The 13863-nt window shown below is 64.5% G+C and carries 13 protein-coding genes and 2 pseudogenes; 3 read left to right on the top strand and 12 right to left on the bottom strand.

Annotated features, from left to right (window positions below):
* Nucleotides 1-141: 141 nt before the first annotated feature.
* The 6 genes and pseudogenes from ACFXIV_RS37135 to ACFXIV_RS37110 all read right to left on the bottom strand — a co-directional run bounded on the left by ACFXIV_RS37135 (nucleotide 142) and on the right by ACFXIV_RS37110 (nucleotide 5326).
* Nucleotides 142-1286, bottom strand: a protein-coding gene (locus tag ACFXIV_RS37135) for an IS3 family transposase (RefSeq protein WP_379405980.1) whose coding sequence is annotated in 2 segments (ribosomal slippage) — nucleotides 142-1013 and nucleotides 1013-1286 — 1146 coding nt in all. Because the reading frame shifts where the segments join, the coding sequence is not laid out codon by codon here.
* Nucleotides 1252-2703 carry an IS110 family transposase gene (locus tag ACFXIV_RS37130; RefSeq protein ID WP_379421398.1) on the bottom strand — a complete coding sequence of 484 codons (1452 nt, stop codon included), beginning with the start codon at nucleotides 2701-2703 and terminating at the stop codon, nucleotides 1252-1254. Before ACFXIV_RS37130 ends, ACFXIV_RS37135 begins: the two co-directional genes overlap by 35 nt.
* Nucleotides 2704-3322: 619 nt before the next feature.
* Nucleotides 3323-3505: pseudogene (locus tag ACFXIV_RS37125) on the bottom strand (site-specific integrase); the annotation flags it as partial.
* Nucleotides 3506-3637: 132 nt separating this feature from the next.
* A complete protein-coding gene (locus tag ACFXIV_RS37120; RefSeq protein ID WP_379404993.1) occupies nucleotides 3638-4489 on the bottom strand; it encodes a helix-turn-helix domain-containing protein in 852 nt (283 codons plus the stop codon).
* Entirely contained in the window at nucleotides 4486-4983 is a 498-nt protein-coding gene (locus ACFXIV_RS37115; protein WP_379421400.1) for a DUF6879 family protein, read from the bottom strand. Before ACFXIV_RS37115 ends, ACFXIV_RS37120 begins: the two co-directional genes overlap by 4 nt.
* 16 nt (nucleotides 4984-4999) lie before the next feature.
* Nucleotides 5000-5326 (bottom strand): hypothetical protein, encoded by a 327-nt coding sequence (locus tag ACFXIV_RS37110; protein ID WP_379404997.1) that lies wholly within the window; start codon nucleotides 5324-5326, stop codon nucleotides 5000-5002.
* Between the two features lie 198 nt (nucleotides 5327-5524).
* Here ACFXIV_RS37110 and ACFXIV_RS37105 point away from each other — a divergent pair, with 198 nt between their 5' ends.
* On the top strand, nucleotides 5525-6034 hold the full coding sequence (locus ACFXIV_RS37105; protein WP_379404999.1) for a hypothetical protein: 510 nt from the start codon (nucleotides 5525-5527) through the stop codon (nucleotides 6032-6034).
* A 627-nt stretch (nucleotides 6035-6661) separates the two neighbouring features.
* Here the strand turns inward: ACFXIV_RS37105 and ACFXIV_RS37100 are convergent.
* A complete protein-coding gene (locus ACFXIV_RS37100; protein ID WP_379405001.1) occupies nucleotides 6662-6895 on the bottom strand; it encodes a hypothetical protein in 234 nt (77 codons plus the stop codon).
* Between the two features lie 170 nt (nucleotides 6896-7065).
* On the opposite strand from ACFXIV_RS37100, the pseudogene istA reads away from it, so the two are divergent.
* Nucleotides 7066-8580, top strand: a pseudogene (gene istA, locus ACFXIV_RS37095) (IS21 family transposase); the annotation flags it as partial.
* Nucleotides 8581-8720: 140 nt separating this feature from the next.
* Nucleotides 8721-9500, top strand: a complete 780-nt coding sequence (gene istB, locus ACFXIV_RS37090; protein WP_379405003.1) for an IS21-like element helper ATPase IstB — start codon at nucleotides 8721-8723, stop codon at nucleotides 9498-9500.
* A 591-nt stretch (nucleotides 9501-10091) separates the two neighbouring features.
* Here istB and ACFXIV_RS37085 read toward each other — a convergent pair.
* The 5 genes from ACFXIV_RS37085 to ACFXIV_RS37065 all read right to left on the bottom strand — a co-directional run bounded on the left by ACFXIV_RS37085 (nucleotide 10092) and on the right by ACFXIV_RS37065 (nucleotide 13797).
* Nucleotides 10092-10307: a hypothetical protein gene (locus ACFXIV_RS37085; protein WP_379405005.1), complete on the bottom strand. Its 216-nt coding sequence runs from the start codon at nucleotides 10305-10307 to the stop codon at nucleotides 10092-10094.
* Nucleotides 10304-10774, bottom strand: coding sequence for a hypothetical protein (locus ACFXIV_RS37080; protein WP_379405007.1), 471 nt, complete (start codon nucleotides 10772-10774; stop codon nucleotides 10304-10306). The genes ACFXIV_RS37085 and ACFXIV_RS37080 overlap by 4 nt, the downstream gene beginning before the upstream one ends.
* Before the next feature lie 168 nt (nucleotides 10775-10942).
* Nucleotides 10943-11713, bottom strand: a complete 771-nt coding sequence (locus tag ACFXIV_RS37075; RefSeq protein ID WP_379405009.1) for a class II glutamine amidotransferase — start codon at nucleotides 11711-11713, stop codon at nucleotides 10943-10945.
* Complete coding sequence (locus ACFXIV_RS37070; protein ID WP_379405011.1) at nucleotides 11701-12642, bottom strand: hypothetical protein; 942 nt, start codon at nucleotides 12640-12642, stop codon at nucleotides 11701-11703. Before ACFXIV_RS37070 ends, ACFXIV_RS37075 begins: the two co-directional genes overlap by 13 nt.
* Nucleotides 12643-13131: 489 nt before the next feature.
* Nucleotides 13132-13797, bottom strand: a complete 666-nt coding sequence (locus ACFXIV_RS37065; RefSeq protein ID WP_379405013.1) for a hypothetical protein — start codon at nucleotides 13795-13797, stop codon at nucleotides 13132-13134.
* Nucleotides 13798-13863 lie beyond the last annotated feature (66 nt).

The following is a 13863-nucleotide window of genomic DNA, read 5'->3' as shown; positions in this document are numbered from 1 at the left end:
CACCGGTCGAGTTCGAAGCCGACTACTATGCACTCCACGCCGAGCAACCGGCTGGAGACAGATAAACCGGTGTGCATCAAAACCGGGGGGATTCAAGGGGGGACTGCCCCGGATCTGATTGACTCGCGGGTTGTGGTGGTTTCAGGCCGCGAGTGAGGCCTTGTACAGGGTCTCATACTCGACCGGGGTCAGTCGGGACAGACCACGTTGACGCCGCCGCCGGTGGTAGGTCCGCTCTATCCAGTGGACCATGGCCAGGCGGAGTTCTTCCTTTGTGTCCCACCGTTTTCGGTCGAGCACGTTGCGTTGCAGCAGGGCGAACCACGATTCCATGGCCGAGTTGTCCGCGCACGCGGCCACCCGGCCCATCGAGCCGTGCAATCTGTTGCGGGACAACAGGTTCACGAACTTTCGGGAGCGAAATTGACTGCCCCTGTCGGAATGTACGATCGTAGCGGCCGGTGACCGCAGCCCGATCGCGTTGCGCAGCGCCGAGCACGCCAGCTCCGCAGTCATCCGGTCGTCGATCGAGTAGCCGACGATCCGGTTGGACCACACATCCTTCACCGCGCAAATGTAGAGCTTGCCCTCACTGGTGCGGTGCTCGCTGATATCGGTCAGCCACAGGCGGTTCGGGCCGTCTGCGGTGAAATCGCGGCGGACCAGGTCGTCGTGGACCGGCGGGCCCGGCCGGCGGGTCAATCCCCGCTTCTTGGCGAACGCGCTGTAGATGCCCTGCAGCGAGCACAGGCGCTGCACCCGGTTCTCCCCGGCCTCGAACCCGAGGTCGTCGAGTTCGTCGGCGATGAACCGGTAGCCGAACTCCGGGTCGTCGGCGTGAATATCCAATGCGGCGTTGATCAGATGCGCGTCGTCCCAATCACGCTGGGACACAGGGTTTTGTGCCCATTTGTAGTAGGCCTGTTTCGTGAATCCCAATACCCGGCAGGCCACCGCCACCGGGATTCGGTCAGCGGCAAGATCTCGGACCAGCGGGAACATCATTTTGGGGGCAGCTCGCGAGCGAAGAACGCTGCCGCCCGCCGCAGGACCTCGTTCTCCTGCTCCAACAGCTTGTTACGTTTCCGCAGCTCACGCAGCTCTTCGGACTCCGCCCGGGTCGCCCCGGGCCGGTTGCCGTCTTCGATGTCGGCCTTCTTGAGCCAGTTCGCCAGGCAGCTCTCGGAGATCCCGAAATCCTTCGCGATCTGTGTCAACGGCGCCTGGCCCTTGCGGGCGACCGCTACGACGTCACGACGGAATTCTTCGGGGTAAGCCTTCGGCACGGTAATGCATCCTCTCACGGAGAAGACCAGCTGGTCTCCTCAGGTCAGGAGTCAACCGAAGCCGGGGCAGTCCCGTCGAGGTCATGGACGGTTTCGATCTGCCGTGGGTGGCTATCTCGGCGTTCCAGCGTTGGCCAGTGGTGACTACGGCATGCAGGTGCCGCAGGATCGCGGCTGCGAGCGCGGCTTCGGCTTGGGCCCGGGTGAGTTTGTTGGTGTCTCTGCTGGTCAAATGCTGGTAGCGAGCAGCATAGACGGGGTTGGCGTGGCGAGCGGCGAAGACTGCGCGCCAGGCGGCCAACCGCAGTCCGGGTCGACCGTGGCCGGTGATTTTGGTGCGGCCGGTGAAGGCTCCGGACTGCTTTTCCCGTGGCGCCAGGCCAGCGTGTTTGACCACGGCGCGGGCAGTCCGAAACCGTGTGAGGTCACCGGTTTCGGCCAGGATGGCAGCGGCTCCGACCGCGGACAGTCCGGTGATCGAGGTGACCAGCGTGGTCAACCCGAGCTCGTCGAGCACCGCGGTCATGCGCGCCTCGGTGTCTGCCAGCCGTTGCCGATCGGCGGCCCAATCGGCGAGCAACAGCTGCACCCGCTCCAACGCACCACGTCGATGGGCCACGACACCGGCCGAATCCTGCAGAGCAGCAAACAGTTTCCGCACGATCCGCAGACAGGGCCGCTGCCCGCCCTCACGAACGACACCCGAACGCACCGCTTGTTCGAGCCGCGCTGACCCGAGACGCCGCGTCCGGGCCAGGTCACCGCGGTCACGGCCGCAGATCACCCCCATCGCCACCACCCAGGAACGGGAACGGAACGGTTGACGCGCGGCCTCGAGCGCGGCCGGCCACACACATTCCAGCAACGCCCGCATCTGCTGAACCTGGGCGACGATCCCGACGATCAGATGCTCGCGTCGAGCACCCAAATGCCGCAACCTGCCCCAGGTTTCGTCGACCGGCTCGGGCGCATAGCACCGCAACTGCGCGGCGAGCCGGGCGATCAGCACGGCGTCCTTGTCATCGGTCTTATCGCTGGTGAGGTCCTCGGCGCGCCGCGACCAGGTGGTCATCGCCGGTTGCACGCACACGAACGACATGCCGCGGTCGGCGGCCAACTGCCCCAGCACCCGCCATCGATGGCCTGTCGGTTCACACGCCACACTCACCCCGGCGAAACCAGCTCTGGCGGCATGATCTGCCGCCCAGTCCAGTGCTGCCCCGAGGTCCCAGGCGCGGCACCGGAATATTCTGCGCGCCAGCACCTTCGAGTCGTGATCGGCGACGACCACCATCTGTTTGCGTTCGGCCAGATCGATCCCGACGATCGCGTTTCCCGTCGGAATCAGTTCCCGCAGCCGGGCCAAACGCGCGTTGCGATTGCGATCACCCCGGGAAACGCCACTACCGTTACCCATGGAACGTCCTCCTACAGCGATGGGACACCAAGCCCGACAAGCGCATCAGGAGGACGTTCCCCACGTCCAGACACCCAAGGCACAGAACGTCTTTCTATGCCGAGTTGTCAGATGGATTCGGCTGTCCTCGCTTCAGAAGTGGTTCAGCACTTCGGATTGCGCTTCAGGCCGACTCAACACTGTGCTCTCAGGATGTTGGTTCCACGATGCTGATCTCGAAGGCGTGCTGTTCCGGCCCGAGGGGTGTGACGAGAGGGGGAGGTGCAGGTCAGCTTCGAGGGGCCCGCTTGTTTAAGAGGCTGATCCTGGGCGAACGGAGTGACTCGATTTCGTGGGGTTTCCTGGACTGGCTGCTGGTGGTCTCCGGCGCTGCAACTTCGACGATACGTGGCTGTCGCTTGGACGCTGTACGGCGGCCTTCGCGGCTTGCTGAATCGCTGCCTCGGTTACCAACACCGCCGTAACTACCCAAAACGGACCGCGCCGTCGTTCGCATCGAGAAGGTCAGGGCTTCGATTTCCCTTAGCTCCACAATCACCGCAGGTGAAGGCCGGTTCCTCCCAGAGGGCCGGCCTCTTGCTTTTCCGGATCTCCCAACTAATTCCTCTTTCTATGGCGATCAGCCTTGCCCGCTGGCTGCCCGATCGAGCGCATCGGCGGCAGCCTGGTGCGCCCGCCCGCGAGCCGTGTAGTGTCGCTGGGTCATGGCCGGATCAACATGCATGAGCACGTCCGCGGTCACCCATGCCGACAATCCGGCGTCGTCCAGAATCGTCGCCACCGCGCTGCGGAAGCTGTGCGCTCCAGTTGGACCTGCCAAAGGTCAAGAAACTGGTCAAAGTGACAAAATCCGGACGACCCGTCTGCCGCAATCCGGGTCACTTCGGCCTTGGACCACTCCCCAGCCCTCTACGAGGTTCCGCCTGAAGCCCAGTCACCCACCATCGATGGCACGCCTTCGCGCTGCGAGCGCATTGCTGATCAACTCGCGGGCCGCGCCTCCCGTGACAGCTTGGTCCGCCAGGAGCTCGAACGCGCGGGTGAACGCGGCCACCTCCCGAGGCTGGGTGGTGGTCAGGGCGGCGGTCACGCCTTCGGCAACCGCAAGCCGGTTGTCATAGATGACGAAATTGGTTGGGGAGACTAGATATTGAGCCATCTTGGGCACGATTCCCAGCAAGACTCGAGGCAGGGACATTGCTGTCACCAATCGATCCAACTGGCCGAACATCACGCCGTCATCGCCCACGGTCGTATAGAGCGCTTGCTCTCCGATGAGGTAGTGAACACGCCGTTTTCCCCGGTACAGGTATTGCTGCTGCCGCTCCATGCGGGCGGCGACTGCTTCCTCTGCGTCGTTGGGCGTCTGGTTGAACTCGGACACCCGGCGAAACATGGCCTCGGCGTATTCCGGGGTGTGGAGAAGACCCGGAACCAGGGCCGGATCGTAGCCGCGGAGAAGGCCGGTCTCCGACTCGATTTGGTTGACCTGCTGCTGCACTCGGCGCATGCCGGTTCCGAGCGAACGCCGCCATTCGAGGTAGGCGGCATCGATGTTGCGGAGGCTGGCGACGAGATCCGCCTCGTGCCCCTCGCCGGCGGTGAGCCCGCACCACGTCCGAATGTCATGCTCGGTTGGCGTCTGCTTGCCGTACTCGATCTTCGAGACCTTCGAGGGGTGCCAGGCCGCCAGGTCTGCAAGCTGACGGCCGGTTAGACCAGCATCCCGGCGAAGGTCTCGAAGTCGCTGCCCGAGTGCCTCCCGAGCCTTGTGGACGTTGGTCACGCAGTGACGGTAGTCCGACGATATTCGGCGTAGGGAATCGCTTGCCGCCAAACGGCATCACGAACCTGCGCGCACCGGCGCACCAGTACCGGGTCCGTCGTGACCGCCGCCCCAGCTGCCGCACCGTCTGGAGTGAACAGCGTGTACGCGACTGTGCTGTCATCGAACAGCCAGTAGTCGTCGGCCGTAAGGTCGTCGGCGTTGACAAGATGCCGTGGCAGGTACCGAATATCCTCGCCTGCTTCGATATTCAGGGGCGACACCGCCAAACTCCAACGGACGTAGTCGACATGCGGCACCGTGACGACCCGTACTCGAGTGAAAGCAACCCCCCGCTTGCTCGATTCACGAACAAGATCGAACCAACCCTGGAGCCAGGCAAAATCGTCCGGCTCGCCGTTCAGGAACTTCCGGAACGGCTCGGATTCCTCAGGCGTCTCGTACACATCTTGCACCTCCAGGTGAAAGGCCGATTTCCGACACGACCGGAACATGTCCCCGAACTCGTGATCAATTACGTGGAGCATCGCGGCGAATCTCTTTCCCCATGGGCACCTCGATAGCGCGCTCGTGCGACGGAAGATCCATCTGCGCCAACGCATCCGGGTCAGTGACCGGTTCACCGGTCAGCGTGAACGTCCCGTGGCCCGTGTCGTGCAACAGCACCCCGAGGCACGTGCCTGGCTCGAGGTACGCGAGCAAGGGGTGCGGGATTTCGATCAGTTCCGGACTGCCCGGTACACGCCACCCTTGGGTCACGTAGGTACCGCGGTCCGATGCCCACAGCGTGGGGGAATGGTTGCCCTGGGTGTTCTTACCAAGGAATCGCAACAGCATGGCAGTACCTCCGTAGAGAGTGTCCAGGCTTCCAGTATGGCTAGAAATGCCCAGCACAATGGCCCAATCTTGGAGCAATCTGGAGCAATTTCCTGTTCTTGCAGCGCATCCCATCTCTAACGTCGCGATTAGGCGCTCAGGGGAGGTCGCACCTCCCGATTCCGGAGTTGCCGTACCAGCGGCGGACAGGGGCACCCGATGACCAGACGGACGCGGCTCTTCGAGTTCCCCGGCGGCGTGCTGGAACTCCAGAGCACCGGAGACGAATCAGAGGACTACTCCGGGTTCTACCTGGAGGTCCACGGACACATCGCACTTGATGGACACGAAGACCGAGGGGCTGTAATGCGTTACAAACCAACGTGTTTGGGATATCTTCGCACCGACGTATCTGGAGTGGCCCAACTCTGGGACCAGAGCCAAATCCGCAAGCTCGCCACGCGTCTCGGATACGACTTCGCCGACATGGTGGTCTACGACCCCAGGTTCGTACGGCCCCCGCTGGCCCGTCTGAGGGCACAGGCAACCCGCCTGGACGCCGAAGCGGTGATAGTCCCCAGCCCGGAGCACTTCGAGGGCGCGGAGATTCCGGGGACGCTGGTGCAGCAACTCGACGTGATCACCGTGAACCCCGAACAGACCTACGCGCGAAGGGCCATGCCGCCGATTCGAGACTTGCCGCCAGCCGAGGCCGACGGTGCTTATTAGACCACTCCGATAGCTCGGGAATCGAAAGGGGGGTGGTGTATCGAGCCGACTTCAAGACTACGATGACAAGCGTTGCGCGGTAACGCACTTCGCGAGGACCCTCAGCTAGCTCCATCTGCAATCGCGTCGGGGGTTTTCGCTTACCTGGCAATAGTTTTCGCCATGGAGTAATCGTTCCCCGATCGCAGGCCCCCGCACACGGGGTGTACCTGCCCGATGCGTCGACGTGGTCGACGCCACAGTCATCCGTGTCGGCCGTCGTGGTCATCGCTGCATGTGTGCTCGGGACTGCACGCCTTGTCTTTGTCTTCAACGTCACGCCGGCCGAACTCCGTGCGGAGATCCGCGGATACGTCCAGCACGACATAGAGGCCATTCCGATGCTCGGGAGCCTCGGGAGGAGGTGGTCGAGGGGTAGTTGAATTCGGCAGTCAGGGATAGACACTCGGGCTGCCGTTGGACATCATGACGCAGCGCCGGTAGCCCACTACCGCGTTGCTCCACAGGAAGGCCCCCGGGATGGTGTCTTCAGTTGCGCCGCAAACCTACTGAAGTCCCGCCTTGCACCGGGGGTCTTTCCATGTCCCGGACCGACCCAGCATGACCCGGTCAGCGATCGCGGTCGGGTCATAGGCGGTCTGCGAGCCGAGTCAGATCCAGGGCGGCTGCGAACACGTCCAGAACTGTCCGCTCGTGTTCGGCCGTGCCACCTACTTTCCGTAGCCGCAGGACCTGTATTCCGCGCAAGGTGACGCCGTATCCGGAGGGCCCGGATTCGTCGCCGCGGTAGTGCACGATCTGGTAGTCGCGTGCGTCGATCAACATGGAGTACCAGGGGTCGGCAGGCTTGTCGGCGTTCATGAAATTCCCCAACCGAGGTTGGTTCTCGTTCACGTAATTCCTCAGGGTCGCGTTCACGTAATTCCCCATGGGGAAGGCGGATCTCGGCTGGCAGGGTCCTCGCAGGCAAGACAGGCTGAGCTTCCATCTGGATGTGATGGGAGCCGGGATTGGCGAGGAGAACGTTCGACGTGGTCGATATCGTCGAGATCTTGATTCACTGGCATGCGGGTCGTTCGCAGAACCAGATCGCGGCCAGTTTGGGTTTGGACCGCAAGACAGTGCGTAAGTATGTGGAGCCCGCAGTCGGTGCCGGGCTCTCGCCCGGTGACCCCGCCCTGACGGCGGAGGAGTGGAAATCCCTGGTAGGGGCGTGGTTTCCGCATATGGCTGACACTCGGGTGCGGCAGACCACCTGGCCGGAGTTCGAAGCCCATCGCGATTTCATCGTGGCGATGGTTCGGGCCGGGGTGACGAGGCAGACGATCTGGCAGCGGTTGCGTGACGAACACGGGGTCCTGGCCTCGGTGTCGTCGCTGAAACGCTATATGGATGCCAACCTGCCCGAGGAGAACCTGCGCGAGCGGGTAACGGTGCTGCGGGAAGACCCGCCAGCGGGCGAGGAAGCCCAGATCGATTACGGATATCTGGGTTCGTGGACCGACCCGATCGGCGGCCGCAAACGCCGGATCTGGGCGTTCGTGATGGTGCTGGCGACCTCACGGTTCATGTTCGTGCGCCCGGTGCTGACCATGGACCAACACGCCTGGACCGAATGCCATGTGCTGGCGTTCCGGTTCTTCGGTGGCGTGCCCAAACGCCTCGTCCCGGACAATCTGCGGACCGGGGTCGCGCGTCCGGATCTGTATGACCCGAAGATCAACCGCTCCTATGCCGAGCTGGCCAATCACTATGGGACGCTGGTGGATCCAGCCCGACGCGGGAAACCGAAAGACAAGCCCAGGGTCGAAAGACCTATGCCATATGTCCGGGATTCGCTGTGGCGGGGGCGGGAATGGAACTCGCTGGCCCAGATGCAGGACGCGGCGCTGGTGTGGTGCCGCGAGGTCGCCGGGGCCCGATCGTGCCGGCCATTGCAGGGCGCGTCCCCGGCCTCGGTGTTCGAGGCGGTCGAATCCGAGGCTCTGATGGCGTTGCCGGAGCGGGAGTTCCAGCTCGCGGACTGGTCGACCGGCAAGGTCGGGCCCGATATTCATATCAAGGTCGGCAAGACCTTGTATTCGGTGCCGTGGCGGTTGATCGGCCGCCAGCTCGACGCCCGGTCGACCCATGACATGGTCCAGATCTTCGACCGCGGTGAGCTGGTCGCCACCCATGTGCGCAAGCCGTTGGGCAAGCAATCGAATATGTCGCACTATCCGCCGGAGAAGGTCGCCTTCGCCATGAAGGGCCCGACCTGGTGCCGCAACCGCGCCGCCGAGATCGGTGAGGCGACGGTCGCCGTGATCGCCGAACTCCTCACCGACAACGCGCTTTTCCGGCTTCGGGCCGCCCAGGGCGTGCTCGGCCTGGCCGACCGTCACAGCCCCGATCGGCTCGAATTGGCCTGCGCCAAAGCGATCACCGTCGGGGACCCGTCCTATCGGACCATCAAAGGAATCCTCGCTGCCGGGCTGGAGGCCGATCCGCCGCCGCCGGCGACCGGAGATGGAGGAGCCGCGGCGTTCCTGCACGGTCCTTCGCGGCTGTTCGCCGCCGTGATGGCCCTGCCCAATCCGGACCACCCGTCCGTGATCACCGCCATCACGAACTCCGTCATGGACATCGACGACATCGACGACCGCGACGGTCTCACCGATTCCGGTCGCGGTCAGGGGGTTTCGGCATGATCGTCGACGCCTCCCTCGAACAAGCGCTGCGGACCTTGAAGCTCTCGGGCATGCTGCAAACCCTCGAATCCCGCCTCGCCCAAGCCCGCGCGGGCGATCTCGGGCATATCGAGTTCCTGCAAGTCCTCTGCCACGACGAAATCTCGAGGCGGGAATCGCAATCCATCGCCCGCCGCATCCGCAGAGCCCAGTTCGAACAACAACTCACCCTCGAAGAGTTCGACTTCGCCGCCAGCCCGAAGCTTCCCGCCGCCCAGATCCGCGACCTCGCCGCGCTGCGGTGGCTGGGCGCGGGTGAGTCGGTAGTCTTATATGGCCCGGTTGGAGTCGGAAAAACACACGTAGCACAGGGTTTGGGGCATCTGGCGATCCGCCAGGGCGCCGAGGTCCGGTTCCTCAAAACCAGCCGCCTGCTCGCAACGCTGGCCGGTGGTCACGCCGACCGCACCTGGGACAAACGCCTGCGCGAGTTCGTCCGCCCGCCCGTGCTGATCCTCGACGACTTCGGGATGCGCGAGCTCACCGCGCCCCAGGCCGACGACCTCTACGAACTGATCTCCGAACGCACCGCCGCCGGCGGCTCGATGGTGCTGACCTCCAACCGCTCCCCGGTCGACTGGTACCCACTGTTCCCGAATCCCGTAGTCGCCGAATCACTGCTGGACCGCCTCATCAACACCAGCCACCAGGTGTTCATGAACGGACCCTCCTACCGCCCCAACAAACGCCCCGGGGCCCGAACCGAACACAAGACAACACGCAAGGAGGTCGGGTAGAACCAACACTCAGGACCCCACCACCTGTCCAATTACGTGAATTTCCAGGTGGGGAATTGAGTGAACGCTGACAAGGCTTGCCCGCCCGCTGGGACTCTTCGGACTCCGAACCGGGCGGGGTCCATTGCCGGCAATCGCATTCCGGGTCATCGCACGGCGTGATGCGAGCGGCGACTGCATTGGAGCGGTAGGTCGGCATGCGGCCGGCCAGCATCGGGCATCCGCGGGTGGCGTATGCGGCGCAGTCGGGGTGCAGGCCGGGCTCCGGGCCGATTCCCCGAACCCAGTCTTGTGGCCGGATGAAGACCACGACGTGGTTCCTGGGTCCCTCGCCGGTGCCGAGGGGTTCCCCGCACACCTGACACAGGCGCAGTGCCAGCACCAGTGCGTAGCGTTCGGGGTCGATCGCACCCCACACTGGTGAGACTCGCCCGCGGTGGCACAGGGTCAGGTACGGGATGGTCAGCCCTTGTGCGGTCGGTGCGTCGTGCAGGTGCGCGGGGATCGGTGGGCGGGACGAATTCGATGACGTGGCTTCGGAGTTCACAGTTCTCCTCAGATTGCTCGATTGTCCGGGGCAGCGGGACGTCGTCAGGGGGCGGTGCGGTTGTCGGTGAGCGGGTGAGCCGACAAGGTCACGCAGGCGGACTGCGTTGGCTGGTTTGTGGATTCGATGCGGATGTGCACGATGGCGGCGAGCGCACCTGGGCCGGGCGGCTCGGCGAGCCACGGGCCGAAGGCCGCGGGGTCGGCCTCGGGCAGGGCTGCCTCGATCCAGGCCACCAGGGCCGCGGCGCTGCTGATCACCACCTTTTGCGGCCGGTGCTCGGGTGGGCGTTGTGCACGGCGACGACGGTCGGCGCGGTGGGTGCGTTGGCGATCACCGATCGTGTGAGGACAGCCTGGTAGCCGCCGGCAGCCCACCAGCCCTCGGCGACGACGAACCCGCCGTCGAACGTGGGATCGACCGGGATGAGGCACCAGTCGATGCCGGAGTCGCCGAAGCCGCCGAAATAGTCTTCTTCCCAGTGAGTTTCATGGTCTCGAATGATCTGGGTGGCGCGTTCGACCGACACCAGCGCCATCGGCGGTGCGGTGATGGCAGTGGTCGTCGCCTGCGTGATTGTGGGGAAGGCCGCCACCGGCGTGCTGGGCTTCGGGGCGGTCGCGAAGCAGGCACGGTAACCGACGACCAGTATGCCGGTCACCGGCGGCGCAGAGACGACCTCGACGTAGCGGGGATCGACGCGCAGCCGGGCAGAATAGCTGTTCAAGTCACCATTCACGAGTCACCGCCGCGCAGCCTGGTCGGCCGACAGCTGTCGGCTGGGTGCGGGCTAGATGGAGCGAACCGGTGAATCACGCTCGGAACTCCTTCTTGTCGGGCTGGGTGCCGCTGGATGTCGAATACGGACGGTGGCGGTCGGTGCGGGCCGACCGGTTCAGGCGACGTCGGAGAAGCTCAGGTCGGCGTATCGTTCGGTGCCGGTGAGGAATTCGCATTCGCAGTGCGGGAATTCCTGCCAGCATTCATCGCAGAACCCGCAGCTGGTGCAGTGCGGTCCGGGGCGTTCGAGGTCGAACTGGCCGCAGTAGTCGCAGTAGTCGTAGAGGTAGCCGCCGGGCTTGTGGGGGGTTTCCAGTGCGCGCCACAGGTAGGAGTGGTTGGAGTACCAGATCCCGTTGCTGCTCCAATGTCCGCGGTGCTCGTTGAGCAGGTAGGCGGTGTGTTTGTAGCGGGGATCGACGGTCAGGATGATCATTTTGTCCCCGGCCAGCCAGTCCTCGAGCCCGCTGCGGCCGATCCAGGAATCCAGCGGCCCGAACGGTTCGTGGGGGAGGAAGTCCTCGGCTGCTACCCGGGTGTCGGAGCGGGGATCCCCGATTCGGGGGTGCACGCTCTCGGGCAGAATCCCGTTGTGTGCCAGGACTGTTCGCTCGTCGCCGCCGATGGCGAAGGGGTGACAGTTCTGTTCGTCGATATGGCCGTGGGTGGCCAGCCGCGAGTGGAACAAGGCTGGTGTGTCGGGGAATTGCGCTCGCATGGAGGCGAACTCGTCGATCACGGTGTCGGCGTCGAGTCCGCGGCCGACGCGGATTCGTCCGTCGGCGATGAGTGCGTATCCGTGCCCATGGGGATTGGCGACCGCACCATTGCGCAGAGCGTCGAGATCCGGGGCGATACCGGGTTTGTAGAAGCTCAGGATGCACACGAGAGGGCCTCCATTTCCGCCAGCAAGGGCAGATAGATCGGGTGGTGTCGCACCCAGGCGACGAATGCGGTCCATTCCCAGCCGCGCCGGCGCGCCACGTCGCCGGAGGTGAGGGTGCGGGTGTATTCCACGGAGGCGGCGACGAAGGCGAGTGCGGCTTGGACTTGTTGGGGTTGTAGGGAGCTGGCGAAGATGCGGACTTCGAAGGTGTCTTGCGGGCAGACGTTGATGGCTTGGTAGCGGCCGTAGCCGAAGCGGTCGCCTTTGGCGAAGTTGACGATCTCGGCGCGGGCGTCGGGGTCGAAGCTGGCCCAGTCGTCGCTGCGTCGCCGCGCCAGGCGGGTGGCGTGGGTTTCGTTGCGGTACACGAATTTCATCCACCGGTACACGTGGGCGGGGGAGTCGAATCCGTCGCGGGAGACGTGGACGTGGATGCCGAGGTGGTTGTCGATGTAGGCGCCGCGAATGCGGAGCTCCCGCAGCACATTCCACGGGAACTCGTCGATGGCCCACGTGTAGCTCATGGGGTGGGTGACGATTTCGAATCCGCCGCTGTAGCCGATGGAGCCGTCCTCTTTGAGATAGGCCACCGTGTCGAGGTGGCTCGTGGCGATGTCGACGCAGTCCTCGAGCGCGGTGCCGGGGGTTTTGACCTCGAGTTCCAGCCCGAGAAACACCGGGCCCTGGCCGTGGAAGACCGGCTCGGGTTTGTAGGAGTAGTCGTAGACGCGGTCGTCGCGCTGGCTGGATTCGCAGTGTGCGCAGTAGGTGCCGTGGCTGGTCAGGCGGTCGCAGTCACCGCATGCGCGGTATTGGTATTCACAGTCGCCGCAGACCTCGTCACCGTTGTCGAGCGTGCGCAGCGAGCGTGCGAGCAGCCCGCAGTCCGAGCATCGCCAATAATGATCATCTCCGCACGAGTCGCACACGACGCCGTCGTTGATCGTGGACGCACCATCAGTGGTGTAGCGCTGGCAGCATTCGCATTCGCGCCATCGAGCTGCGCAGTGCGTGCACAATGTGCCATCGTCGACAGTGCGGCGAATCTCGGTGGCACGCTCGCCGCAGTCATCGCAGAACGGAAGAGCCTCGCAGACACGGCACAGCGGGCTGCGTTTGCCGGTAGGGGGAGCGTCGGGGATCTGCGCGGCACACAGATCACACACAGCGTGTGCTGTCGGCACAAGGGGCATGGCTACGGGACCTCTCTGAACGACGAAGGATCGGCAGGACGCGGGAGACGCAGTCGTGCGGCCGCCTCGCAGGGCGAGCCCGTCTCGCGCACGAAATCGCAAGACGGGCACCGCGAAGAAGGCCGAATCCGTGCCTGAGGCAATGACGGATTCGGCCAGATGGGCGCGACAGCTCCGGAATGAAAGCTGGGCCAGGAGTCGGGATGAACGCCCTGGGCTCTTGGCCTAATGGATCACGTCGCGGCGCATCGAAAGAGCGGGTTTGATGGAGCGTCGGAGGCAATCGCAGTGCGGAAAGGTATTGGTGCAGTGGAAACACCAGCCACACCGGCCGCAGTAGCGGCCCCGTCGACTGAAGTCGACATCGCCACAGCTTTCGCACACATACAGCCACGCCCGCGACCGGAGGAGCCCAGACCCGGCATCGGGCCGATAGCCGCGGTTCGAGTACCAGATCCCGCCGTCCCAGATCCCCGCCGATTCGTTGAGCACGTAGGCGTTCTCGCAGAAGGTGGGATCGACGGTCAGCACGACCAGCTTGCTCGCCCCGAGCCACGACTCCAGGCCGCGGCGGCCGGCCGCGGTATCGAACGACCCGAAAGGCATTCGCGACAGATACGTCTCGGCGGCGATGCGTGTGTCCGATCGAGGGTCATAGGGTGCCGGGCGCACCCTTCGGGGTAGCACTCCGTTGTGCGCCACCACGGTTCGCCGATCGCGGCCGAGACGAAAGGGATGGCAGTTGTCGATGCTCGCCGCGCCATGGGTGGCGTAGCGGCTGTGGAACAGCGCCGGCCGGTCCGGATATCGTGTACGGATGGCGGCGAAATCGTCGATCACTTCCTCGGCGTCCATGCCGCGGCCGACCAGAATCCCGGTGCCGGTGACCACGGCGAAACCATGACCGTCTCGATTGACGCGCGCGCCGTTTCGTAGTGCGCTGATATCGGGGTGTGT

The organism is Nocardia sp. NPDC059236, assembly GCF_042754085.1.
In the GTDB taxonomy this organism is placed as follows: domain Bacteria; phylum Actinomycetota; class Actinomycetes; order Mycobacteriales; family Mycobacteriaceae; genus Nocardia.
This window is presented reverse-complemented; position numbering and strand designations above follow the sequence as displayed.